Source organism: Mesorhizobium sp. 1M-11 (genome assembly GCF_001303895.1).
Lineage (GTDB): Bacteria > Pseudomonadota > Alphaproteobacteria > Rhizobiales > Rhizobiaceae > Mesorhizobium.
This window is the reverse complement of sequence record NZ_LJSD01000016.1, coordinates 43,933-64,882: the sequence shown is the minus strand read 5'-3', so window position 1 is coordinate 64,882 and position 20,950 is coordinate 43,933. Positions and strand designations below refer to the sequence as shown.

The 20,950-nt window shown below is 62.7% G+C and carries 19 protein-coding genes, 1 tRNA gene and 1 pseudogene; 17 read left to right on the top strand and 4 right to left on the bottom strand.

Going from position 1 to position 20,950, the window contains the following annotated elements; translation table 11 throughout:
* The 6 genes from AO692_RS09450 to AO692_RS09425 form a co-directional block, all read left to right on the top strand.
* Positions 1 to 2,074, top strand: a 2,074-nt coding sequence (locus AO692_RS09450) for a glycine cleavage T C-terminal barrel domain-containing protein (protein ID WP_244483300.1), incomplete at its 5' end; no start/stop codon positions are given.
* A complete protein-coding gene (locus AO692_RS09445; protein WP_054309811.1) occupies positions 2,067 to 2,609 on the top strand; it encodes a hypothetical protein in 543 nt (180 codons plus the stop codon). The genes AO692_RS09450 and AO692_RS09445, both read left to right, overlap by 8 nt.
* Positions 2,610 to 2,737: 128 nt before the next feature.
* Positions 2,738 to 3,634 (top strand): LysR substrate-binding domain-containing protein, encoded by an 897-nt coding sequence (locus AO692_RS09440; protein WP_054309810.1) that lies wholly within the window; start codon positions 2,738 to 2,740, stop codon positions 3,632 to 3,634.
* An 85-nt stretch (positions 3,635 to 3,719) separates the two neighbouring features.
* A complete protein-coding gene (locus AO692_RS09435) occupies positions 3,720 to 5,288 on the top strand; it encodes a trimethylamine methyltransferase family protein (protein ID WP_054309809.1) in 1,569 nt (522 codons plus the stop codon).
* Positions 5,289 to 5,361: 73 nt separating this feature from the next.
* On the top strand, positions 5,362 to 7,413 hold the full coding sequence (locus AO692_RS09430) for an NADH:flavin oxidoreductase (protein WP_054309808.1): 2,052 nt from the start codon (positions 5,362 to 5,364) through the stop codon (positions 7,411 to 7,413).
* A 93-nt stretch (positions 7,414 to 7,506) separates the two neighbouring features.
* The gene (locus AO692_RS09425) at positions 7,507 to 9,159 is read left to right on the top strand and encodes an ABC transporter substrate-binding protein (RefSeq protein ID WP_054309807.1); all 1,653 of its coding nucleotides are present in this window, start codon (positions 7,507 to 7,509) and stop codon (positions 9,157 to 9,159) included.
* Between the two features lie 60 nt (positions 9,160 to 9,219).
* On the opposite strand, the gene AO692_RS09420 is transcribed toward AO692_RS09425, so the two are convergent.
* Positions 9,220 to 10,107 carry a LysR family transcriptional regulator gene (locus AO692_RS09420; protein ID WP_054309806.1) on the bottom strand — a complete coding sequence of 296 codons (888 nt, stop codon included), beginning with the start codon at positions 10,105 to 10,107 and terminating at the stop codon, positions 9,220 to 9,222.
* A 101-nt stretch (positions 10,108 to 10,208) separates the two neighbouring features.
* Here AO692_RS09420 and AO692_RS09415 point away from each other — a divergent pair, with 101 nt between their 5' ends.
* Positions 10,209 to 11,360, top strand: a complete 1,152-nt coding sequence (locus AO692_RS09415) for a TauD/TfdA family dioxygenase (RefSeq protein ID WP_082407274.1) — start codon at positions 10,209 to 10,211, stop codon at positions 11,358 to 11,360.
* The gene (locus AO692_RS09410) at positions 11,357 to 11,956 is read left to right on the top strand and encodes an HD domain-containing protein (RefSeq protein WP_200911719.1); all 600 of its coding nucleotides are present in this window, start codon (positions 11,357 to 11,359) and stop codon (positions 11,954 to 11,956) included. Before AO692_RS09415 ends, AO692_RS09410 begins: the two co-directional genes overlap by 4 nt.
* Before the next feature lie 10 nt (positions 11,957 to 11,966).
* Here AO692_RS09410 and AO692_RS09405 read toward each other — a convergent pair whose 3' ends face one another.
* Positions 11,967 to 12,695, bottom strand: coding sequence for a BPL-N domain-containing protein (locus tag AO692_RS09405; RefSeq protein WP_054309804.1), 729 nt, complete (start codon positions 12,693 to 12,695; stop codon positions 11,967 to 11,969).
* A 508-nt stretch (positions 12,696 to 13,203) separates the two neighbouring features.
* On the opposite strand from AO692_RS09405, the gene proV reads away from it, so the two are divergent.
* The 5 genes from proV to AO692_RS09375 all read left to right on the top strand — a co-directional run bounded on the left by proV (position 13,204) and on the right by AO692_RS09375 (position 17,485).
* The gene (proV, locus tag AO692_RS09395) at positions 13,204 to 14,415 is read left to right on the top strand and encodes a glycine betaine/L-proline ABC transporter ATP-binding protein ProV (protein ID WP_054309844.1); all 1,212 of its coding nucleotides are present in this window, start codon (positions 13,204 to 13,206) and stop codon (positions 14,413 to 14,415) included.
* A gap of 16 nt (positions 14,416 to 14,431) precedes the next feature.
* Positions 14,432 to 15,361 (top strand): proline/glycine betaine ABC transporter permease, encoded by a 930-nt coding sequence (locus tag AO692_RS09390; RefSeq protein ID WP_054309802.1) that lies wholly within the window; start codon positions 14,432 to 14,434, stop codon positions 15,359 to 15,361.
* 25 nt (positions 15,362 to 15,386) lie between these two features.
* Entirely contained in the window at positions 15,387 to 16,250 is an 864-nt protein-coding gene (locus AO692_RS09385) for a glycine betaine ABC transporter substrate-binding protein (RefSeq protein ID WP_054309801.1), read from the top strand.
* A 131-nt stretch (positions 16,251 to 16,381) separates the two neighbouring features.
* Complete coding sequence (locus tag AO692_RS09380; RefSeq protein ID WP_054309800.1) at positions 16,382 to 16,768, top strand: helix-turn-helix domain-containing protein; 387 nt, start codon at positions 16,382 to 16,384, stop codon at positions 16,766 to 16,768.
* 186 nt (positions 16,769 to 16,954) lie between these two features.
* Positions 16,955 to 17,485, top strand: coding sequence for a dihydrofolate reductase family protein (locus tag AO692_RS09375; RefSeq protein ID WP_054309799.1), 531 nt, complete (start codon positions 16,955 to 16,957; stop codon positions 17,483 to 17,485).
* Here AO692_RS09375 and AO692_RS09370 read toward each other — a convergent pair.
* Positions 17,470 to 18,300, bottom strand: coding sequence for an aminoglycoside phosphotransferase family protein (locus AO692_RS09370; RefSeq protein WP_200911718.1), 831 nt, complete (start codon positions 18,298 to 18,300; stop codon positions 17,470 to 17,472). The genes AO692_RS09375 and AO692_RS09370 overlap by 16 nt on opposite strands.
* Positions 18,301 to 18,452: 152 nt before the next feature.
* A tRNA-Ser gene (locus tag AO692_RS09365) sits at positions 18,453 to 18,542 on the bottom strand.
* A gap of 277 nt (positions 18,543 to 18,819) precedes the next feature.
* Between AO692_RS09365 and rplU the strand changes: the two are divergent.
* The 4 genes and pseudogenes from rplU to AO692_RS09345 form a co-directional block, all read left to right on the top strand.
* Positions 18,820 to 19,266: pseudogene (rplU, locus tag AO692_RS09360) on the top strand (50S ribosomal protein L21); the annotation flags it as partial.
* Between the two features lie 103 nt (positions 19,267 to 19,369).
* A complete protein-coding gene (rpmA, locus tag AO692_RS09355; protein ID WP_054309796.1) occupies positions 19,370 to 19,639 on the top strand; it encodes a 50S ribosomal protein L27 in 270 nt (89 codons plus the stop codon).
* A 122-nt stretch (positions 19,640 to 19,761) separates the two neighbouring features.
* On the top strand, positions 19,762 to 20,349 hold the full coding sequence (locus tag AO692_RS09350; protein ID WP_054309795.1) for a GNAT family N-acetyltransferase: 588 nt from the start codon (positions 19,762 to 19,764) through the stop codon (positions 20,347 to 20,349).
* Positions 20,350 to 20,409: 60 nt separating this feature from the next.
* Positions 20,410 to 20,946: a GNAT family N-acetyltransferase gene (locus AO692_RS09345; RefSeq protein WP_054309794.1), complete on the top strand. Its 537-nt coding sequence runs from the start codon at positions 20,410 to 20,412 to the stop codon at positions 20,944 to 20,946.
* The last annotated feature ends 4 nt before the right edge of the window (positions 20,947 to 20,950 follow it).

Genomic DNA, 20,950 nt, shown 5'->3' with positions numbered 1-20,950 from the left:
GAGCCAGGTCGTGCTCGCCACCGGCGCCATCGAGCGGCCGCTGCCTTTTGCAAACAACGATTTGCCGGGCATCTTGTCGGCGGACGCGGCGCTCATCTATCTGCGTCGCTACGGCGTGCTGGCCGGCCGCCGCGTCGTCGTCGTCACCAACAATGACAGCGCCTATGAAGTCGCAGCCGCTGTTGCCTCGGCCGGCGCTGAAGTAACGCTCGTCGATGCGCGCACGGATAGCCGGATCGCTGTTCCGGCGAGCATAAGGAAGCTCGGTGGGCGCACGGTCGCCGCAGCGCACGGCCACATGCGCGTGGAAGCCGTCATGCTGGATGACGGCACCGCGTTACCCTCCGACTGCGTCTTGGTTTCAGGTGGCTGGACGCCGACGGTCCACCTTTTCTGCCAGGCCCGCGGCAAGCTTGCCTGGGACGAGAACCGCGCCGCATTCCTGCCCGGCGACCCGGTCGAGGGCATCACGGTGGCCGGCGCGGCAGCCGGCGCCGTCGCATTGTCGGAGGTGTTCGCCGGTGCGGCCAAGGCGGCAACCGGCCAGGCAGGGACATCAACGCCCCGCAGCACCGGCACCGAGGCCACTGGCGCCATCATGCCGATCTGGCCGAAAGCCGGCGCGAAAGGCCGCGTCTGGATCGACTACCAGAATGACGTGACGACCAAGGATGTGGAGCTTGCCGCGCGCGAGAACTTCGTTTCGGTCGAGCACCTCAAGCGCTACACCACGCTTGGCATGGCTACCGATCAAGGCAAGACCTCCAACCTGGCCGGTCTTGCGCTGATGGCCGACATCACCGGTCGCACCGTTCCCGAAGTCGGCACCACCACCTATCGTCCGCCATTCACGCCGGTTCCCCTGACCAGTTTCGCCGGCGCGCTCGGCGGCGAATTGATGTCGCCTGTGCGCCGGCTGCCGCTGGAAAATGTCCATCGCGCCAGCGGCGCGGTGTTCCAGGAATATGGCGGCTGGCTACGGCCCGCACACTATGGCAGGGTGGATGCAGATGCCGACGCCGTGATCCAGGACGAGGCGCGCCGCGCGCGCCAATCAGTCGCGCTGTTCGACGGTTCGACGCTCGGCAAGATCGAGGTGATGGGGCGACAAGCGGCCGAGTTCGTCGACTTCATCTATTACAACACCATGTCGACGCTGAAGCCCGGCCGCTGCCGCTACGGCTTCATGTTGTCGGAGAACGGCGTCGTCTTCGACGATGGCATCCTCGTCCGTCTCGACGAACACCGCTTCATCGTCTCCTGTTCCTCCTCGCATGTCGCGGCTGTGCATGCGCGGCTGGAGGAATGGCGTCAGGACCGGTTTGGCCGCGATGCCGTCTATATCCATAACGCTACCGCCGACATGGCGACGCTGACCGTATCGGGACCGAAGTCCAAGGCGCTGGTCGCAGCGCTCGAGCTCGGTGTTTCGCTCGACGATGGCGAGCTGCCGCATATGGCAGTCGCCGCGGGCAGGTTCGGCGGCGATGCGGTGCGTGTCGCACGCGTGAGCTTTACCGGCGACCGCAGCTACGAGATCTCGATCCGGGCCGACCGGGCCGAGGGACTGTGGGCCGCCATGCGGGAAGCAGGCAAGGCGTTCGATGCCGTCACCATGGGCCTCGAAGCGATGACGTTGCTGCGTGCCGAGAAGGGCTACATCGTCATCGGCAAGGACACCGACGGCACCACGATGCCGCACGATCTCGGCGTCGACGGCCCGCGTCAGAAGCGCGGCACCGACTATGTTGGGCGTCGCTCGCTGTTCACCGAGGTCGCGACGGCGGAGCGCCGCCTGCAGTTCGTCGGTCTGAAAGTGGCCGACGGCGAGGCATCGCTTGCCACCGGCGCCCATGCCATCGCAAGGGTGGAAGGAACCGTGCGCAGCCAGGGCTTCGTCACCTCCAGCTACCAGAGCCCTACCTTGCAGCGGCCGATCGCGTTGGCGCTGATCGAATGTGGCGCCTCGCGCCATGGCGAGACGATAGACCTGCAGCATCTCGGCATGTTGCGGCGCGCGACGATCACCGGTCCGTGCGCCTTCGATCCGACGGGAGAACGGCTCAATGCGTGACCTTGCCCAGAAATGGACGCCAATGCCGGACTGGCATGAAGCCGTCATCGAAGTGCCTGGCCTGACCGTCCGCACGCGCATTGGGCTGAACCAATATCTGGTCAGCGGCGACCTGGATGCCTGGAGCAGCGTTTCGGGTCTGCCCGCGCATGGAGCAGGGGCCTTCGGCAAGGCGGAAGGGGAGCGCTATTCAGTGCAGGCCGCGCGCGACCGGCTGCTGGTGGTTTCCACCCCCCAGCTCGACATGGAAAACGGCTGGCACGAACAGGGTTTCGGCGTGACGGCAATCAGCGCGGGCTTGCACGTCTTCGAAGCTGAAGGTCCGGCAGTGGCGGATCTGATCGCACGCGCGACGCCGCTCGATCCTCGCGCGGCGAGCGCCTCGGCCGCCATGTCCTTCGGCGGCGTCAGCGCGGTCGTATACCATCATGAAGCCGCGCTGCGCATCCATGTCGACCGCAGCCTGGCGACCTATCTTTGGACGTGGATGGAAACGGCAGCAGCAGCGATCGAGGCGACCGGCAAGGATCGCTGAACGCGCCTTGTTGCCCTTTGTGACGCCACGAGACCGTCGGCTTGTCTGGTTCAAGCGCCCCTGGGATCCATACCACGATGGAGGACGCATCTTGCAGTGTATGATCCATCTGGGCCAAATGTCCGGTCATGGTTCGTCGCTATTACAACCTCCCTTCGCTGATCGCGCTCGCGGCTTTTGAAGCGGCCGCGCGCCATCTCAGCCTCACCAAGGCGGCTGAGGAACTCAACGTCACGACCGGCGCCGTCTCCAAGCAGATCCGCATGCTGGAGGATGAACTTGGCAATCCGCTGTTCCTGCGTCGGCACCGCGCGCTCGAGCTGACCCGTGAGGGAGAGACGCTGGCGACTGCTCTCAACGAGGGGTTCGAGCGGATTTCTTCCACCTTTCGTCAGGTCAAGAGCTCGGGTGGGCAGTCCAGTGTCACCATCGGCTGCACCATGGCGATGGCGCATCTGTGGCTGATGCCGCGCATGAGCTCCTTCTGGGGCGGCCATCACGATATCGCCGTGGACCATGTGATCTCCGATCATCCGCGCGGTCTCGACCGTCCCGACATCGATCTCAGGCTTCGTTATGGCAGCGGCGAGTGGCCGGACGAACTGTCGGCCAAGCTCTATGACGATCGTATCTTCCCGGTCGCCAGCCCGGACTTCGCTCGCCAGCATGCCGTCAAGACGCTCGACGACCTGGCCGAACTCCAGCTGCTGTCCGTCGAAGGCATGGACTGGAGCTGGACCACATGGGCGGACTTCTTTCGCGAGCTCGGCTCACCGAACCGGCGTCTCAATGTGCGGCGTTTCAACAGCCACGTGATCGCGCTGCAGGCTGCACGCAGCGGGCAGGGGGCGGTGCTGGGCTGGTCAAGCCTGGTGACGCCACTCATCGAAAGCGGCGATCTGGTGCAACTCGGCTCCGCTGAGGTGGCGGCGCCGCATTCCTACTTCGTCACCTGGAGTGCACGCCGGCCGCTCAGCCGTCCGGCAGAGCTGTTGCGGGACTGGCTGCTTACGCTTGATGGTTGAGTTGAATTCAAGCGAACAGGGTTCCTTATTCGCTTGAACAACCAGGTTGCAACGCGTTTCCTTTGCCAAAGGGAGAACGTCAGGCATGAATGTTGCGACTGTTGCAGAGGTCGGCCAGGGTGGGGAAACGCCGGCTCCACACCGCCGTGGCGGCGGGCGGGTCGGGCGCAAGGCGCTGAGAAGCGCCGCCCTCCCGGCACTGCCTACGCTGGTTCGCCAGATCCCCGCCTATGAGATCGTCCCCGACGAGGCTGTCGAGCTGATTCACCAGGAATCGCTTTCCATCCTCGAAGAGATCGGATGCGAATTCCGGGACGACGAGGCGATCGCGCTGTGGCGGCAGGCCGGAGCCGATGTTTCCGGCACGCGGGTCCGGCTTGACCGCGCGCTCTTGATGGATCTGGTGTCGAAGGTTCCCGCCGAATTCACGCTGAACGCGCGCAACCCCGAGCGCACGGTGCGCGTCGGCGGCAAGAATTCCATCTTCGTGCCCATGTATGGCGCGCCTTATGTGCGCGATCTCGACAACAACCGGCGTTACGGCACGCTTGCCGACCTGCAGAATTTCCACAAGCTCGCCTACATGGCGCCGGCGCTGCATTCGTCGAGTTCGATCATCTGCGAGCCGATGGAGATCCCGGTGCCGAAGCGGCATCTCCACATCATCCACTCGGCCCTGAAGCACTCCGACAAGCCGTTCATGGGCATCGTGACGTCGAAGGATCGCGCCGAGGACACGATGGCCATGGCCGGCATCGTGTTCGGCGAAGACTATGTCCGCGACAATCCGGTGCTGGTGTCGATCACCAACTGCAACTCGCCGCTGGTGTGGGACGCAACCATGCTCGACGCGATGAAGGTCTATGCCCGGCACAACCAGCCGCTGATCCTGGCTCCCTTCGCTTTGTGCGGCGCTTCGACATCGGCTTCGTCCGTGGGTGCCGTGGCTCAGGTCAATGCCGAGGCGCTGGCGGGCGTCGCCTTCACGCAGCTGCTGCGTCCCGGTTCGCCGCAGATCTATGGGCAATTCATGGTCGCGGTGGATATGAAAACCGGCGCTCCCATGGGCGGCACGCCGGAAGCCGCCCAGATGATGTACCTGATGGGTGCCCTCGCCCGGAAGTACCGGTTGCCCTGGCGCACATCCGGCTTCCATGTCGGTTCCAAGCTGAACGATGCCCAGGCGGGCTATGAAGCAAACATGCTGATGCATGCCGCGATCCTGGCCGGCGCCAACTACATCTGGCACTCCGCCGGCTGGCTGGAGGCCGGGCTGACCTGCGGCTATTCGAAGTTCGCCACCGACTGCGAGCAGCTCGTCGGCTGGTATAAGTATGCCGGCGGGGTACCGTTCGAGGATTTCAAGGACGCGATGGCGGCGGTCCGCGAAGTCGGGCCGGCCGGCCATTTCCTAGGCACCCAGCACACGCTCGACCATTTCGAGACGGCCTTCTTCAGCCCCAGCATCATGGATTTCAATTCCTACGAGCAATGGAAGGCCGAAGGGGCAAAGGACCATGATGCGCGCGGCCTGGAGAAGGCACGCAACATGCTGGCCGATTACGAGGAGCCGAAACTCGACGAAGGCATAGCCGAGGCGCTTCAGGACTTCATCGCGCGGCGCGAGGAAAGGCTGCCGGATACCGTCAATTGAAACAGATGATTTCAGCATCGCGAATCGGCATGATCTGGCCGCAGTTTCCGCTCAGGTTCAGGCAGGCCGCCACATGACGTCGCTGACAAACGATCCTCTTCTTCAGCCTTACCGTCTGAAGCACCTTGTGCTGAAGAACCGCGTGATGTCGACCAGCCACGAGCCGGCCTATTCGGAAGACGGGATGCCGAAGCAGCGCTACCGGCTCTATCATGCCGAGAAGGCCAAGGGCGGCATGGCGCTGACGATGACGGCGGGTTCGGCCATCGTGTCGCGCGACAGTCCGGCTGCCTTCGGCAATCTACACCTTTACGACGATGCCATCGTGCCCTGGCTGGCTGAGCTTTCCGATGCCTGCCACGAGCACGATTGCAAGGTGATGATCCAGATCACCCATCTCGGCCGCCGCACCGGTTGGAACAAGGCCGACTGGCTGCCGGTGCTCTCGGCCTCGCCGGTGCGAGAGCCGGCCCATCGCGCCTTCCCGAAGACGGCGGAAGACTGGGACATCGAGCGCATCGTGGAGGACTATGCGGCGGCGGCCCAGCGCTGCCAGGCCGCCGGGCTCGACGGCATCGAGTTCGAGGCCTATGGCCATCTCATCGACGGCTTCTGGTCGCCGGCCACCAACCATCGCGACGACGACTTCGGCGGCTCGCTGGAGAACCGGTTGCGCTTCACCGATATGGTGCTGGACGCGGTACGGGCGGCTGTGGGCCATGACTTTATCGTCGGCATCCGCATGGTGGCGGACGAGGATTTCGCCGCCGGCCTCTCGAAGCAGGAGGGCGTCGAGATCGCATGCCGGCTGGCGAATTCGGGCAAGGTCGACTTCCTCAACATCATCCGCGGCTCGATCGAGACCGATGCCGCGCTTGCCAAAGTCATCCCGGTGACGGGGATGCGCTCTTCGCCACATCTCGACTTTGCCGGTGAGGTGCGGGCGGCAACGAAATTCCCGACCTTCCATGCCGCGCGCATCCAGGACGTGGCGACCGCGCGCCATGCGATCGCCAGCGGCAAGCTCGACATGGTCGGCATGACGCGCGCCCACATCGCCGACCCGCACATCATGCGAAAGGTCATGGAGGGCCGTGAGCATGAGATCCGCCCTTGCGTGGGCGCCACCTACTGCCTGGACCGAATCTACGAAGGCGGCGAGGCATTGTGTATCCACAACGCGGCGACGGGGCGGGAGGCGACGATCCCGCATATCATCGCCAGGACGGATGGAGCGCTCGAACGCATCGTGGTGGTCGGCGCCGGTCCGGCGGGACTGGAGGCCGCACGTGTGGCGGCTGAACGCGGCCACAAGGTGACGGTGTTGGAAGCGGCCTCGCAGGCCGGTGGGCAAATTCGGCTCGCCGCACAAAACCCACGCCGCAAGGAACTGATCGGCATCATCGACTGGCGGCTTACCGAACTCGAGCGGCTCGGCGTCGATATCCGCTACGATGTCTGGGCCGAAAGCGAGGATGTGCTGGCGCTGGAACCGGACGTGGTCGTCATCGCCACCGGCGGCATTCCGCAGAACCCGCCGCTGGAAGCGGGCGAGGATCTGGTCACCTCGAGCTGGGACATCGTCTCCGGCGCCGTGAAGGCGGCTGAAAACGTGCTGCTCTACGACGACAATGGCGGCCACCAGGGCATGACCGCTGCGGAACTCATCGCCAATCAAGGCGCGAATCTCGAGCTGGTCTCGCCGGAGCGCTTCTTCGCGCCGGAAATGGGCGGGCTGAATCACGTGCCTTATATGGGCGCCTTCCATCGAAAGGGCGTGACGATCACCATCAACACGCGCCTGCGCGCGGTCAAACGCGAGGGCAACCAGCTGGTGGCGACGCTGGGCTCGGATTTTGCCGACGGGTGGCAGGCGACGAGGCTGGTGGATCAGATCGTGGTCGAGCATGGCACGGCGCCGCTCGACGAGCTTTACCTGACGCTGAAGCCACTTTCGACCAATAGAGGAGCGGTCGACTACGAGCGGCTGGTCAAAGGCGGCGACATCTTTCCGCACCGCAACCCGGCGGGCGGCTTCGTCCTCTACCGCATCGGCGATGCTGTCGCCTCGAGGAACATTCATGCCGCCGTCTATGACGCCGTGAGGTTCACGCTGAGAACGTGAGGTGCTGCACGAAGGCCCGCGCCGCGCCAGCAAAATACAGGGAACGCTAGTCCAGAAAATACAAACCAGGAAACAAGAAAGGGAGGAGAAAAAATGGGGTTCTTCAGAAACAATGGCGATCGTGTGCCCGCGGCCGTCGAGGAGATGGCCAGGGAGGTCCTGGAAGGCCGCGTCGACCGGCGCGAGTTCCTGGCGCTGGCAAGCGCGCTCGGCGCATCGACGGCGCTCGCCTATGGCATGGTCGGCTTGGCTGTTCCTGCTCCGGCCTTTGCCGAGGAGCCAAAGAAGGGCGGCACGCTTCGCGTATCGATGCCGGTCAAGGCGCAGAAGGATCCCCGCACCTATGACTGGGTGGAACTTGCGAATGTTTCCCGCAGCTGGCTCGAGCCGCTTGTGCGCTACACCCGCGAGTTCACCTTCGAGCCGGTGCTGCTCGAAAGCTGGGACGTCAACGACGACGCGACCGAATATGTCCTGCATGTGCGCAAGGGCGTGACCTGGAACAACGGCGATGCCTTCACAGCCGACGACGTCGCCTACAACCTGACCCGCTGGTGCGAAAAGGCCGCCGCCGGCAATTCCATGGCCGGGCGCATGGGCGCACTGATCGACGAGAAGACCGGAAAGGCGACGGAAGGCGCGATCACCAAGGTCGACGACCATACGGTGAAGCTGAAGCTCAAGGAGCCGGATATCGCGCTCGTCCCGAACTTCACCGACTATCCGGCGCTCATCGTCCATCGCAACTTCGACGCGGATGGCGCCGATCCGGTCAAGAAGCCGATCGGTACCGGCCCCTTCGAACTGGTGTCCTATGCCGTCGGCCAGAAGGCCGTGGTCAAGCGGCGCGAGAACGGCAAGTGGTGGGGTGGCGAGGCCCCGCTCGACGGCGTCGAATTCACCGACTACGGAACCGATTTCAACGCTTCGGTGAATGCGTTCGAGTCGGGCGAGATCGACCTCAACCTGGAGACGCCGGCCGATTTCATCGACATCCTCGACAAGATGGATCTCGTCAAGTCGGAGGTGGCGACCGCCACGACGCTGGTGGCGCGCACCAACGTCACACACAAGCCCTACGACGACCAGCGGGTGCGCAACGCGTTGCAGATGGCTGTCGACAACAATGTCGTGCTGCAGCTCGGCTACAGCGGGCGCGGGACGGTCGGCGAGAACCATCATGTCAGCCCGATCCAGCCCGAATACTACGCGTTGCCCAAGAAGGAGCGCGACGCTGCCGGCGCTAAGAAGCTGATGGCCGACGCCGGCCAGGCCGACTTCGAGCATGAGCTGATAACGATCGAGGACGACTGGCAGAAGAACACCGGCGACGCGATCGCGGCACAGCTGCGCGAAGCCGGCATCAAGGTCAAGCGCACCGTGCTGCCGGGTTCGACCTTCTGGAACGACTGGACGAAGTACCCCTATTCCATGACGATCTGGTACATGCGCCCGCTCGCCGTCCAGGTGCTGGCACTCGGCTATCGCACCGGCGAAGCCTGGAACGAATCCGGCTATTCCAACCCCGATTTCGACGCCAAACTCAAAACGGCGCTTTCCATCAATGATGTCGAAAAGCGGCGCGAGGTGATGAAGGATCTCGAGACGATCCTTCAGGATTCAGGCGTCATCATCCAGCCCTACTGGCAGAAGCTTTATTGCCATATGAGCAAGCGGGTGAAGAATTACGGCATCCACCAGACCTTCGAGATGGATCTGCAGAACGTCTGGCTGGAAGAGGCCTGATCCTGATTCTCCGAGGAAAGCCGGCGCAACGCGCCGGCTTTTGCTTGTCGGATCGAAATTTCAGATCCCTGTCGGCCCCTCGGGAACATTCGCTGTAAGGCAATCGACAAGTTCCCTCTGCTCGGCGAAGGCCGGACGGCTGCGTGCCCAGCTTATCCAATAACCGGCCTCCATGCGCAGCGTGCGATCCGTCAGGCGCTTCAGCCTGCCGGAGGCAATCACGTCCGCGCACAATGCGAGTGAGCCCAGCAAAACGCCGGCGCCCGCTTCAGCTGCCCTCAGCGATTGCACGAAAGTGTCGAACCGCAGCAAAGGCGTTGGCCCGGGCGGCTCGCCCATTGCATTCGACCAATCACGCCAACCGACCCTGGGTCCGGACGTCGCAATGCGCGGCCGCTCCTGCCAGTTCGGGTCATCATCAAGCAGAGATGGCGACGCCAGTGGCGTCAGCTCTTCGGTGAAAAGCTGGATCGCTTCGCGGCCCGCCCAATTGCCGGTGCCGAAACGGATCTCGAAGTCGACTTCCAGGCGCTCATAGTCCGGCAGGTTCTGGATCGTTTCGAATGAAAGCTGCACATGCGGCAGGCGGCGCGCGACGTCACCCAGGTGGGGCACGATCCAGAGTTCGATCACCGAACTGGAAGCCGCGATGCTGATCTTGCGCCGCGGCTGCTCGAAGAGGTTGGCAGCGCTGTGCAGCAGTTCCGCCAGCGCCGCCTGCACGTGAGGCAGCCAGGCCTCTCCTTGCGTCGAAAGAACAACGCCGCGCGCCTGCCGGGTGAAAAGCTGGGTACCCAGATGAAGCTCCAGGTTCTTGATGCGCTGGCTGACCGCGGCCTGCGTCAGGCCCAGTTCATTGGCGGCCGCCGTGAAACTGCCGAGCCGCGCGGCCGCCTCGAAGACGCGGATCCATTCCAGCGGTGGCAGGGTCTGTGGGTTCCGAGGCATAATCAATTTGGGGTCATATCATCAGATATCGTTGTTTGTGCTTATGTGAAGCACAGTGTCAAGCTGCGGCCATTCCATCACGACGCGCTGAGGAGCAACCCATGGCAGGCAACACCCAGATCGAGATATTGGGCGAAGGCGAGGCGCTTGCGCTCGATCTTCCAGGCAAAGGCAGGCGTCGCTTCCACGCCATCTGGCTGCGCGACAATGCCTGGGACGAAACAACCCGCGCACCAGGCAACGGTCAGCGACTGATCACGCTTGGCGATATCCCTGCCGGTACATCGATTGCCTCGGCGCGCGCTGAGGGCGGACAGCTCCATGTGACGTTCCAGCCGGAAGGCAGGACCATCCCTTACGACCTCCATTGGCTTGCCGACCACAGCTATGACAGCGAGGCGAACCGCGTCGCCGGGTGGACCGGGCCGGATATCGAAACCTGGGACGCGACATTGGGTGCAGCGATCCCGATCGGCGATTTCAGCGCGGTCAGCCAGGATCAGCAAGCGCTCGCCGCCTGGCTTGCCGGGGTGCGGCGCTACGGTTTCGGCAAACTTGTCGGGGGCCCGGTCGAAAGCGGGGCCTTGTTCAAGGTGGCATCGCTGTTCGGCTATGTTCGCGAGACGAACTACGGTCGCCATTTCGAGGTGCGGACAGAGGTCAACCCGTCCAACCTCGCCTATACGGGGCTTGGGCTTCAGGCGCACACCGACAATCCCTATCGCGATCCCGTGCCGACCTTGCAGATCCTCTACTGCCTGGAAAATTCGGCCGAGGGTGGCGAGAACATGGTCGTGGACGGATTCCGCGCCTGCGAAAGGCTGCGCGCGGAAAACCCGCGCGGTTTCGACCTTCTGGCAGGCCATTGCGCCCGGTTCGAATATGCCGGCAGCGCCGGCGTGTGTCTGCGTTCGCGAAGGCCGATGATCGAGCTTGCGCCGGACGGTGAACTGGTCGGCATTCGCTTCAACAATCGTTCGGCGGCCGCCATCACCGAAGTCCCATATGATGACATGGCCGACTACTACGCGGCCTATCGCCGGCTTGGCGAACTCATAGACGACACGTCGATGGAAGTGACCTTCAAGCTGTCGCCGGGTGAATCTTTCATTGTCGACAACACACGCGTGCTGCATGCCCGAAAGGGCTATTCGGGCGCCGGCTCGCGGTGGCTTCAGGGCTGCTACGCCGACAAGGACGGCCTGCTCTCCACGCTCGCGGCGATCGAACGCCAGGACCGGGAGGCGGCATGATGGGCAAGCCCAACCCCGACACGTTGACCCCGGATACGATTGTCCCTTTCCTGGCCGATATCTTCGAGCGTCGCGGCGGGGAAGAATATCTCGGCGAACCGGTGACGATGGCCGAACATATGCTGCAGGGCGCCTATCTGGCCGAGCAGCAGGGAGAGCCGGAAATCATCATCGTCGCTGCGCTGCTGCACGACATCGGCCACTTCACCAGCGAGTTCGGCACCTTCTCCATGGACGACACGCATGACAAACATCACGAGGAAGCCGGCGCCGAGGTGTTGCAGCGTTTCTTCCCGGATCTGGTGATCGACTGCGTTCGCTTCCATGTCGCCGCCAAGCGCTATATCTGCGCGACGGACCCATCGTATTTCGGGCAATTGTCGGCGGCTTCGATCCACTCCCTGAACCTGCAGGGCGGGCCGATGAGCTTGGAGGAGATCGCCATCTTCGAGAAGAACCCCAATGTTCGGGAAATTGTGCGGGTTCGCCATCTCGACGACGCGGGAAAGATCGCCGGCCTGGCGACCCCGGGCTTCGCGCATTACGCGCCCATGGTGCAGCGAGTGGTCGACGAGCACTGCGGAGCGGCGGTCTGATTTCGCATGACTAGAAGTTGGAAAGCAGATCCTTGAGCAGGTTGGTTTTCGGCATCTTCTCCAGCGGAAGTCCGGCGTCCTCGAACCATGTCTTGTCGGCTTCCGGATGCGGGCCGCTCAGCACGACCGTTCCTTTTTTGAAAGAGTAGCGCGCTGCCGCGATGTCTCTGTTTTCATAAGCCGCGATCTGCCGGAAGCCCTTATCCCTGCCGGCCTGCGGCAGATAGGGGCCGTCCTGGAAGTAGGCCATGTCCTGGCGTCCCGCCCAACTGACGCGAACGGCTGCATCTTCGATTGTCTTGACCGGGAAGCCGGGACGCCCGACCTCCGAATCCAGGTCATGCGGGATGAGGCCGAAATTCGCCCGGTCGGCAAGATAGGCGCCCATGCAGAGGCCCAGGAAGCCGCCACCCTGTGCGACGAAGTCGCGAATGGCCCTGACACGGGCCTTGCCGAGGCTGCGCAACGCGCCCGGAATGTCCTGGCCGCCACCCGGCTGCACGTAAATGTCGAAGCGCGACAGCGTCTCGGGCGAAATATCGGTTTTCTCGCCCTTGCCTACAAATTCCACGCGATAGGCAGGATCGAGCTTCTCGATCGACGTCCTGGCCGTTTCGGCGCAGCCCTCACAGGAGGCCGGTCCGCGGTACACCGCCACCCTGATGATGTCGGTTTTTGCCTGGGCCGGCATCGCCCCGAGCAGGATCGTCGCGGCCGCCAGCAACGTTGCGAGTTTCATGATGCGCGATACTTTCGAATGGATTGACGAGCCTGTTTTCGAGACCTGTTCTCGGCGGTGTTTCAGGGCTTGCGGTTTCATTACCCCGTCGCGTCCGCTGTCCATCGGATGTGATCGGGTGAAAAAATGGATGCGTTACAACTTTTTCTTTCGACGCATGCCTCGTGGAAAGGTCCCTCGAAAGGCCTAGGAAAGATACGGCTTTGCGGTTCGCATGAGGTCTTTCTCCGCGCCGCATCGTCCTTTTTCAGTTGCCGGAATACTATCTAGGGTTGTGTCTTGGGTATCTGGAGGGTGGACAGTCTCCCTCAGAGCGCTTATATGGCGACCTTGGATTTGGAATATCATTTCCGTTTCCCGGAAGGCTTCTCGGCGATTATTTTTGCCGGCCAATCAGAACGCTCGATATATTGTTCGCAGAAAAGGAAAGCTTATCTGCTGATGCAGCAGATTTTCGACTTGCAATATGGCAACATCTTCTTCTTACACTTCATTAAGTAATGAAAAAATAAAATCGGATGCCTCAAGTGGCATCAAGGTAAGTCTCAAGAACGTTTACAAGGTTTTCGGAGAAGACGCCGGTCGCGCGCTGGAAATGGCGCGTTCGGGCACCAGCAAATCCGAAATTCACGCGTCCACCGGTTGTACGATTGGCGTCGATGACGCGAGCTTCGACATCATGGCCGGCGAGACCTTTGTCATCATGGGCCTGTCGGGCTCCGGCAAGTCGACGTTGCTTCGCCTTCTCAACCGCTTGATCGAGCCGACCGCCGGTGCTGTCGAGATCGACGGTCGCGACATCACGAAAATGTCGAAGCGCGAGCTGATCGAGCTGCGCCGGCGCGACATGAGCATGGTGTTTCAGTCGTTTGCCTTGCTCCCCAATCGCAATGTGCTCAACAACGCCGCCTTCGGATTGGAAATCGCTGGCATGGGCGAGGCCGAGCGCACCGAGAAAGCGCTTGCCGCGCTCAATGCGGTCGGACTGAAGCCTTATGCGAAAAGCAGGCCGGACGAGCTCTCGGGCGGCATGAAACAGCGCGTCGGCCTGGCGCGGGCGCTGGCCAGCGAGCCGACCATCCTGCTCATGGACGAAGCCTTTTCCGCGCTCGATCCGTTGATCCGCACCGAGATGCAGGATGAACTGATGCGCCTCCAGGCGGAGCAGAATCGCACGGTCATTTTCGTCAGCCACGACCTCGACGAGGCCATGCGCATCGGCGACCGCATCTGCATCATGCAGCATGGCAAGGTCGTGCAGGTCGGCACGCCGGACGAGATCGTCTCCCGGCCGGCCAACGACTATGTACGGTCCTTCTTCCGCAATGTGGATGTCTCGCAGGTGTTCAAGGCCGGCGACATCGCCCGCAAGACGCAACTGACCATCATCGATCGGCAGGGCGTCTCCGTGGCAGCGGCGCTGGAGCAAATGGAACAGTCGGGGCGCGACGTTGCAATCGTTGTCGGCCGCGACAGGAAATTCCACGGCATGGTCAGCCAGGATGCGCTGATCGACAAGATCAAGACCAAGGTCGCGGAGCCCTATCGCAACGCCTTCCTCCAGGACGTGGAGCCCATACCTGCCGGCGAACCCCTGTCCAACGTGCTGGGTCGCGTGGCGGAAAGCCGCTGGCCCGTTCCAGTGGTCGACGAGCATGGCCGCTATGTCGGTTCCATCAGCAAGTCGGCGCTTCTGGAAACGCTCGACCGGGCTGGTTGAGCCGAAGGGAAGAAACATGGATTTTGATTTCAGTGTCGGCCATGGCGCCGACGTCACCGTCAACTACATTCTCGATAACTTCACCCCTGCGCTGGACGCGATCGCCACGGCGATCGGCTTCGTTACCGACGGCATCCAGGGCGCGCTGGTGGGTATCCCGCCGGCGGCGGGTATCGCCGTACTGACGCTCCTGTCGCTTTGGCGGGTGGGATGGAAGTTTGCCGTCTTCGCATTGCTGGCGCTCGCCCTGGTCAATCACATGGGCCTGTGGCAAGGCACCATGGAGACGTTGTCGCTGGTGCTTTCAGCCACCATCATCGCAGTCGTCGTCGGAATCCCGGCCGGCATCGCCATGGCGCGATCCGACAGGGTGGCAGGCCTGCTGCGGCCTGTGCTCGACCTGATGCAGACGATGCCGGCCTTCGTCTACCTGATCCCGGCTGCGATGTTCTTCGGTCTGGGTGCCGTGCCCGGCACCATCGCCACGGTCATCTTCGCCATGCCCCCTGTGGTGCGCCTGACCAATCTCGGCATCCGGCAGGTGCATGCCGAGTTCATCGAGGCGGGGCTAGCCTTCGGCTGCACGTCCTCGCAGTTGCTGTTCAAGGTGCAGTTACCGAATGCCATGCCCTCGATCATGGCCGGCGTGAACCAGACGATCATGCTGTCGCTGTCGATGGTCGTCATCGCCTCGATGATCGGCGCGGGCGGGCTCGGCAACCATGTGCTGACGGGCATCCAGCGTCTCGACGTGGGCGCCGGCTTCGAAGGCGGGCTGGCCGTCGTCATCCTGGCCGTGGTGCTCGACCGGATCACCCAGAGCTTCGGCAAGGGCAGCTCGGGCTTTCTGAGATTCCTTGTCTTCCGCAAGGCCGAGAGAGGCCAGCAAGCGACTTCGCCGGACCACGTTCCGGCTGATGACGAGCAGCGCTCCGCCGCCGCTTGAACTTCTAAAATACGAAGGAGAAAACATGTTCAGAACACTGACACGTATAGGGCTCGCCGCGCTCGTTGCCGGCACCATGACCACCGCAGCCTTCGCACAGGACGGCAAGCCCGTGAAGCTGGGCTGGGCTGCCTGGTCGGACGCTGAATTCGTCACCAAGCTCGCCGCCAAGCTCATCCAGGACAAGCTCGGCCAGAAAGTCGAACTCGTGCAGACGGATGTCGCTCCGCTCTACCAGGGTGTCAGCCGCGGCGACATCGACGCCATGATGATGGCCTGGCTGCCCGAAACCCATGCCGACTACTTCAAGCGCGTGGAATCCAAGGTGGAGACGCTCGGCACCATCTATGACGGCGCGAAACTGGGCTGGGTCGTTCCGCAGTATATTCCCGAAAGCGAGATCAGCTCGATCGAGGACCTGAAGAAGGACGAGGTGAAGGAGAAGCTCGGCGGCGAAGTGCAAGGCATCGATCCAGGTGCCGGCCTGACGCGGCTTTCCGAGCAGGCGGTCAAGGACTATGGCCTGGACTACAAGCTGAAGATCTCCAGCGAGGCCGGCATGCTGACCACGGTCGACCGCGCCATGCGTTCCGAGAAGTGGTTCGTCGCCACGGCCTGGAGCCCGCACTGGATGTTCGGCAAATACAAGCTGCGTTACATCGAAGATCCCAAGGGCTCGCTCGGCAAGGCCGAACATATCGACATCCTCGCCCGCAAGGGGTTCAAGGAGGACAACCCCAAGGTCGCGGAACTGCTTTCGCGCATGAACCTGCCGATCCCCGAACTCGAGGCGGCGATGTTCGATGCCCAGGAAACCTCCTACGAAAAGGCGGTCGACAAATACATCGCCGATCATCCCGACCAGGTGAAGAAGTGGGTTGAAGGATGAGGTCGCAGGCTTTCTGGTGATCCAGAAACGACCTCGACTGCTTCTCCGACGGCGGCGCTCGCCGCCGTCACCCTTGCCCGAGAGCTGAAGCTGGCCTGTGGGCAGCCTTTCTCAAAAGGAGACCGGAAATCGTGATCCATCATCATACAATCGACCCTTCCGCCGACACGCTGGGCGGACGGATATCGCTCGCGCGCGAGTTCGCGGGGCTTTCCGTCGCACAGGCCGCGCAGGCGCTCGGCGTCCTGACCTCGAGCTGGAGTGCGTGGGAACGCGATCGCGCCGAATTGCGGGCCAACCGATTGACCACGATGGCCGGTATCCTGGGCGTCAGCCCGATCTGGCTTCTCACCGGCATCGGAAGTGAGCCACGGGAACATGTTCACGACTCCGCGCAACTGCTGCGGGAGCTCCAGAATACGTCCGAGAGCATCGCCACACTGAACAAGCGCGTGCAGCAGCTCATAGTCGGCTTCGAGGGGCTCAAGACAACGGAGGATGGATCAGCCGTCGCATGACGAAGGTTCGTCGTGCCGCCGACCCGCATGGGTCCGTTTTCAAGAGACTATGATCAGGCTCCAGCGGATTCTCAGCCCGAGCGTAGAGCCGTTCCGCGCGTTCTAAATCAGATCAGTTGATTTGCCTCATTTCTGATTGCACAATGCAATCGGATGTGGGGCAACGCTGCGTGGGAAGGAAGTGGCATGGCCAAGCTCGTGTTCGGAATGAACCAGTCGCTGGACGGCTACGTTGACCACATGGCGTTTGGGCCAAGTCCCGCGCTTTTCCGCCACTTCATCGAGGAGGCTCAGGGGCAGGCCGGCAGTATCTACGGTCGCCGCATGTATGAAATCATGTCTTACTGGGACGACGACCATCCTGAGTGGGATGCGGACCGACAGGCTTACGCCGCGGCGTGGCGGAACCAGCCGAAATGGGTCGTCTCGCGCTCGCTGAAGTCTGTCGGTCCCAGCGCCCGACTTGTCGACGGTGATCTTGAGGACGCGATTCGGCAGATCAAGGCCGCGCATGACGGCGAGATCGAAGTTGCCGGCCCGGACCTGGCGCGCAGCCTCACCGAACTTAACCTGATCGATGAGTATCGAATCTACCTGCATCCCGTCGTGCTTGGTCACGGCACGCCATACTTCGCCGGACCCCGGCCGCCGCTCCGCCTCATCGCGCATGATCGGATCGGCGAGGACGTGATCCGGTTGACCTACGCTCCTGCCTGATCTCGCGACTCGCCGGCGAGGCGCCGTGTCATTGCATCGAGCGACGGCCATGGTGGACCCTCGCGTAGGGTGCGGATGAGTTGTCCAGCCCAGTGCCGGCCGTTTGGAAACTGGTCGCCCGCGTCCCACCGCCACGCTGCGACCATCACGAGTACGAGAGTGCGGCACGCGCTCAGCAACGTCTGATCGACGTCCGGATAATGCTCGATGACCGCATCAGGCACATGAGCCAGGTCGAACTCCACCGGCCCACGGCAACATGTCTCAAGGTCGATGAACAGCGGCCCGAACCTGGTGCTGAGCACATTGCCCGGATGTGGTTCGCCGTGCAGCAATTGCTCCGCGGCGGCGCAATCGATGATCGTTTGTGTGAGGCTCTTCAGCATGCTGCGGAGAAGCTCCCGGTCGACATCGGCCAATTCAGGCGTCAGATGATGATTCGCCAGCAGTCGCTCTGCCTCCGCGACCCGATCCGTGAAGCGTGGCGTGGCAATCTCAATCTGTCGCATGCCGATGTGCAGGCGCCGTAGCGAACGCGCATACTCGACCGGTGCGACATCTGGCATCACAGACGTGTGGTAGGTCCAAAATGTGACCGCGAAACCATCGCGCTCATAGACGTGCGGCGGAACGCGAGGTTCGAGCGCAGCTGCAGGGCTCCCGGTCTCGGAGAGCAGCGCGGCAAGCTCGACCTCGAACTGCAGCACCCGATCCCCCAAAGGCCCGATCCGGGCAAGGGTGTCGCAGGGCAGAAGGCGCAGGGTGAGCTTGTTCGAATTCTGAAGAACAACCGCATCATCGACCGTGAGGCCCAACGCCGAAGCGGTCGATCTGGCCGCAGCCACAGCACGCGAAACGTCAGTCGCTTGCAAGATACGGTTCCGTCTTCATCTGCTCAAGGCGCACTTAATTTGGAGAACTCGCCATCGAGCCCGGATAATGAGAGACCAAAAAAGAAGAGATTGAATGGCGGAGAAGGAGGGATTCGAACCCCCGATACCCTTGCGAGTATGCCGCATTTCGAGTGCGGTGCTTTCAACCACTCAGCCACTTCTCCGCAGCGTGGTCGGCCTTGCCGGCGCGGCGCACTAGATAACGGCTGCTTGGCCGGGACACAAGGCCCTAAATGGCCTGATTTCGGCCCTTTTCGGCGAAGCGGGCCGGGCTTTGCCTTGACTCACCGCGAAGCTGCGGTTATGGACGGCCCGCATTCGGCGTGGGGGATTCTCCGCGCCGCTTGTTTTTTGAACCCGCAGACTGACAAAAAGACGGCCGAACCGCCCCGATAAGGACAAGCGGTTCAAAAAGGCCGACCGAACAGCGAAAGGCAAAAAATGTTCGCAGTCATCAAAACGGGCGGCAAGCAGTATCGCGTTGCCGCCAACGATGTGCTCAAGATCGAGAAGCTCGAGGCCAATGTCGGCGACGTCGTCGAAATCGGCCAGGTTCTGGCGCATGGCGAAGGCGAGAATGTCGTGATCGGCGCTCCGTTCGTCGACGGCGCGGTGGTTACCGCCGAAGTCGTCGAGCAGGGCAAGAACCGCACCGTCATCGCTTTCAAGAAGCGTCGTCGGCAGAATTCGCGCCGCAAGATCGGCCACCGCCAGCTTCAGACCACCGTGCGCATCTCCGAGATTCTGGTCGCTGGTGCCAAGCCTTCCAAGAAGGCGGCTGCCAAGGCCGAAGTGAAGGCGGAAACCGCTGCAGAGGCCAAGGCCGAAGCCGCTCCGAAGAAGGAGAAGGCTGCGCCGAAGAAGGCCAAGGCAGAGGACGCCGCTGAGTAAGACTTCTGGGGCGACCATGTCGCCCGAGCAGGCTTGAAACGGAACGCGAACGCGTTCATAAGGGTTTTGAGGCGCCCCCGCGGCGCAAAGGAGCAATGAAATGGCACACAAGAAAGCTGGCGGTTCGTCGCGCAACGGTCGCGATTCGGAATCCAAGCGCCTTGGCGTGAAGAAGTTCGGCAGCGAAGCTGTGATCGCAGGCAACATCATTATTCGTCAACGTGGCACCAAGTGGCATGCCGGCACCAATGTCGGCATGGGCAAGGACCATACCCTGTTTGCGCTGGAAGCCGGCGTCGTAGCCTTCAACAAAAAAGCCAATGGCCGAACCTACGTGTCGGTAAACCCGACTCTTAAGGCCGCGGAGTAGCCGGTTCCGCACCACGACACCGGCACCCCATCTCGGGAACCGGTGTCTGGCCAAGCCAGGAAATGGATCAGGGGAGATGGGTGACCATCTCCCCTTTTTCTCGTGCCTGGAGGACTATCAAAATGGTTGCCGAAGCGGACTACACGGACGACGGAGGCTTCACGATCGATAACCCGGTGCTGCGCACCGAGCGCCTGGTGATGCGCGCGCCTTGCGAGGCGGATATCGATCAACTGGTGGCGCTTGCCGACAACCGCCATGTCGCCGAGATGCTCGCCCGCATGCCGCATCCTTACGGCATCGAGGAGGCCCGCGCCTTCCTGGCCATGGCGCGCGCGCCGCGCGGCGGCATCGTCTACGCGCTGACGCTTGCCGAGAACGGGGCCTTCATCGGCTGCGCCGGCCTGAACAGCACCGACCGCGGCCTGGAACTCGGCTACTGGATCGGCGAGCCGCACTGGAAGCGTGGCTACGCCACCGAGGCCGCGCATGCCCTGGTCGATCTCGCCTTCACCCGCACGACGATCCAGGTCCTGCATGCCTCGACCCGGGTGATCAATCCGGCCTCGCGCCGGGTCATTCACAAGTGCGGCTTCCAGTATGCCGGACAGGGCATGCTGAATTCCATGGTCTCCGGCCAGGTGCCGGTCGAGCGCTACCGGCTCGACCGCAGGACCTGGGCGAGCCTGAGAAGCTGGGTGCGGCTGTAAACCGGTCGGCTGGTGGCATTCGGAGAATGTCGTCAGCGCCGGACAGCAATAGGCAAGACGATGACCGACATAACCTTACCAACCATCGTGCCAATGGCGGAGGCTCATATCGAGGGCTTCCATCATGCGCTCGATACGGTGGCCCGCGAACGCAAATATCTCGCCTTCCTGGAAGCGCCGCCGCTGCCGGGCACGCGCGACTTCGTGCGCGGCATGATCGAGAAGCGCAATCCGCAGTTCGTGGCTGTGGTGCAGGACGAGGTCGTCGGCTGGTGCGATATTTCGCGTCACGAAAGGCCCGTTCATGCGCATAGAGGGACCCTCGGCATGGGAATCATTCCGGCCTATCGCGGTCATGGGCTTGGGCAGCAGTTGATCGAAACGACACTTGAGGAAGCGCGCCGGCAGGGCATCGTACGCGTCGAGCTGTCCGCATATGCCGACAACGCGCGTGCCATCGCCCTCTATCGCAAGGTCGGGTTCGTCCAGGAGGGCGTGGAACGCGATGCGGCCTGCATCGACGGCCGCTATCTCGATATGGTCATCATGGCGACCATCGACAAGGCAAACAGAGATGCCTGGCAAACGTTGGCCTAGCTCC

Excerpts from the sequence above, each read along its gene's own strand:
- AO692_RS09445 (WP_054309811.1), top strand. The coding sequence starts at position 2,067 with ATGCGTGACCTTGCCCAGAAATGGACGCCAATGCCGGACTGGCATGAA.
- AO692_RS09440 (WP_054309810.1), top strand. The coding sequence starts at position 2,738 with ATGGTTCGTCGCTATTACAACCTCCCTTCGCTGATCGCGCTCGCGGCT.
- AO692_RS09435 (WP_054309809.1), top strand. The coding sequence starts at position 3,720 with ATGAATGTTGCGACTGTTGCAGAGGTCGGCCAGGGTGGGGAAACGCCG.
- AO692_RS09430 (WP_054309808.1), top strand. The coding sequence starts at position 5,362 with ATGACGTCGCTGACAAACGATCCTCTTCTTCAGCCTTACCGTCTGAAG.
- AO692_RS09425 (WP_054309807.1), top strand. The coding sequence starts at position 7,507 with ATGGGGTTCTTCAGAAACAATGGCGATCGTGTGCCCGCGGCCGTCGAG.
- AO692_RS09420 (WP_054309806.1), bottom strand. The coding sequence starts at position 10,107 with ATGCCTCGGAACCCACAGACCCTGCCACCGCTGGAATGGATCCGCGTC.
- AO692_RS09415 (WP_082407274.1), top strand. The coding sequence starts at position 10,209 with ATGGCAGGCAACACCCAGATCGAGATATTGGGCGAAGGCGAGGCGCTT.
- AO692_RS09410 (WP_200911719.1), top strand. The coding sequence starts at position 11,357 with ATGATGGGCAAGCCCAACCCCGACACGTTGACCCCGGATACGATTGTC.
- AO692_RS09405 (WP_054309804.1), bottom strand. The coding sequence starts at position 12,695 with ATGAAACTCGCAACGTTGCTGGCGGCCGCGACGATCCTGCTCGGGGCG.
- AO692_RS09390 (WP_054309802.1), top strand. The coding sequence starts at position 14,432 with ATGGATTTTGATTTCAGTGTCGGCCATGGCGCCGACGTCACCGTCAAC.
- AO692_RS09385 (WP_054309801.1), top strand. The coding sequence starts at position 15,387 with ATGTTCAGAACACTGACACGTATAGGGCTCGCCGCGCTCGTTGCCGGC.
- AO692_RS09375 (WP_054309799.1), top strand. The coding sequence starts at position 16,955 with ATGGCCAAGCTCGTGTTCGGAATGAACCAGTCGCTGGACGGCTACGTT.
- rpmA (WP_054309796.1), top strand. The coding sequence starts at position 19,370 with ATGGCACACAAGAAAGCTGGCGGTTCGTCGCGCAACGGTCGCGATTCG.
- AO692_RS09350 (WP_054309795.1), top strand. The coding sequence starts at position 19,762 with ATGGTTGCCGAAGCGGACTACACGGACGACGGAGGCTTCACGATCGAT.
- AO692_RS09345 (WP_054309794.1), top strand. The coding sequence starts at position 20,410 with ATGACCGACATAACCTTACCAACCATCGTGCCAATGGCGGAGGCTCAT.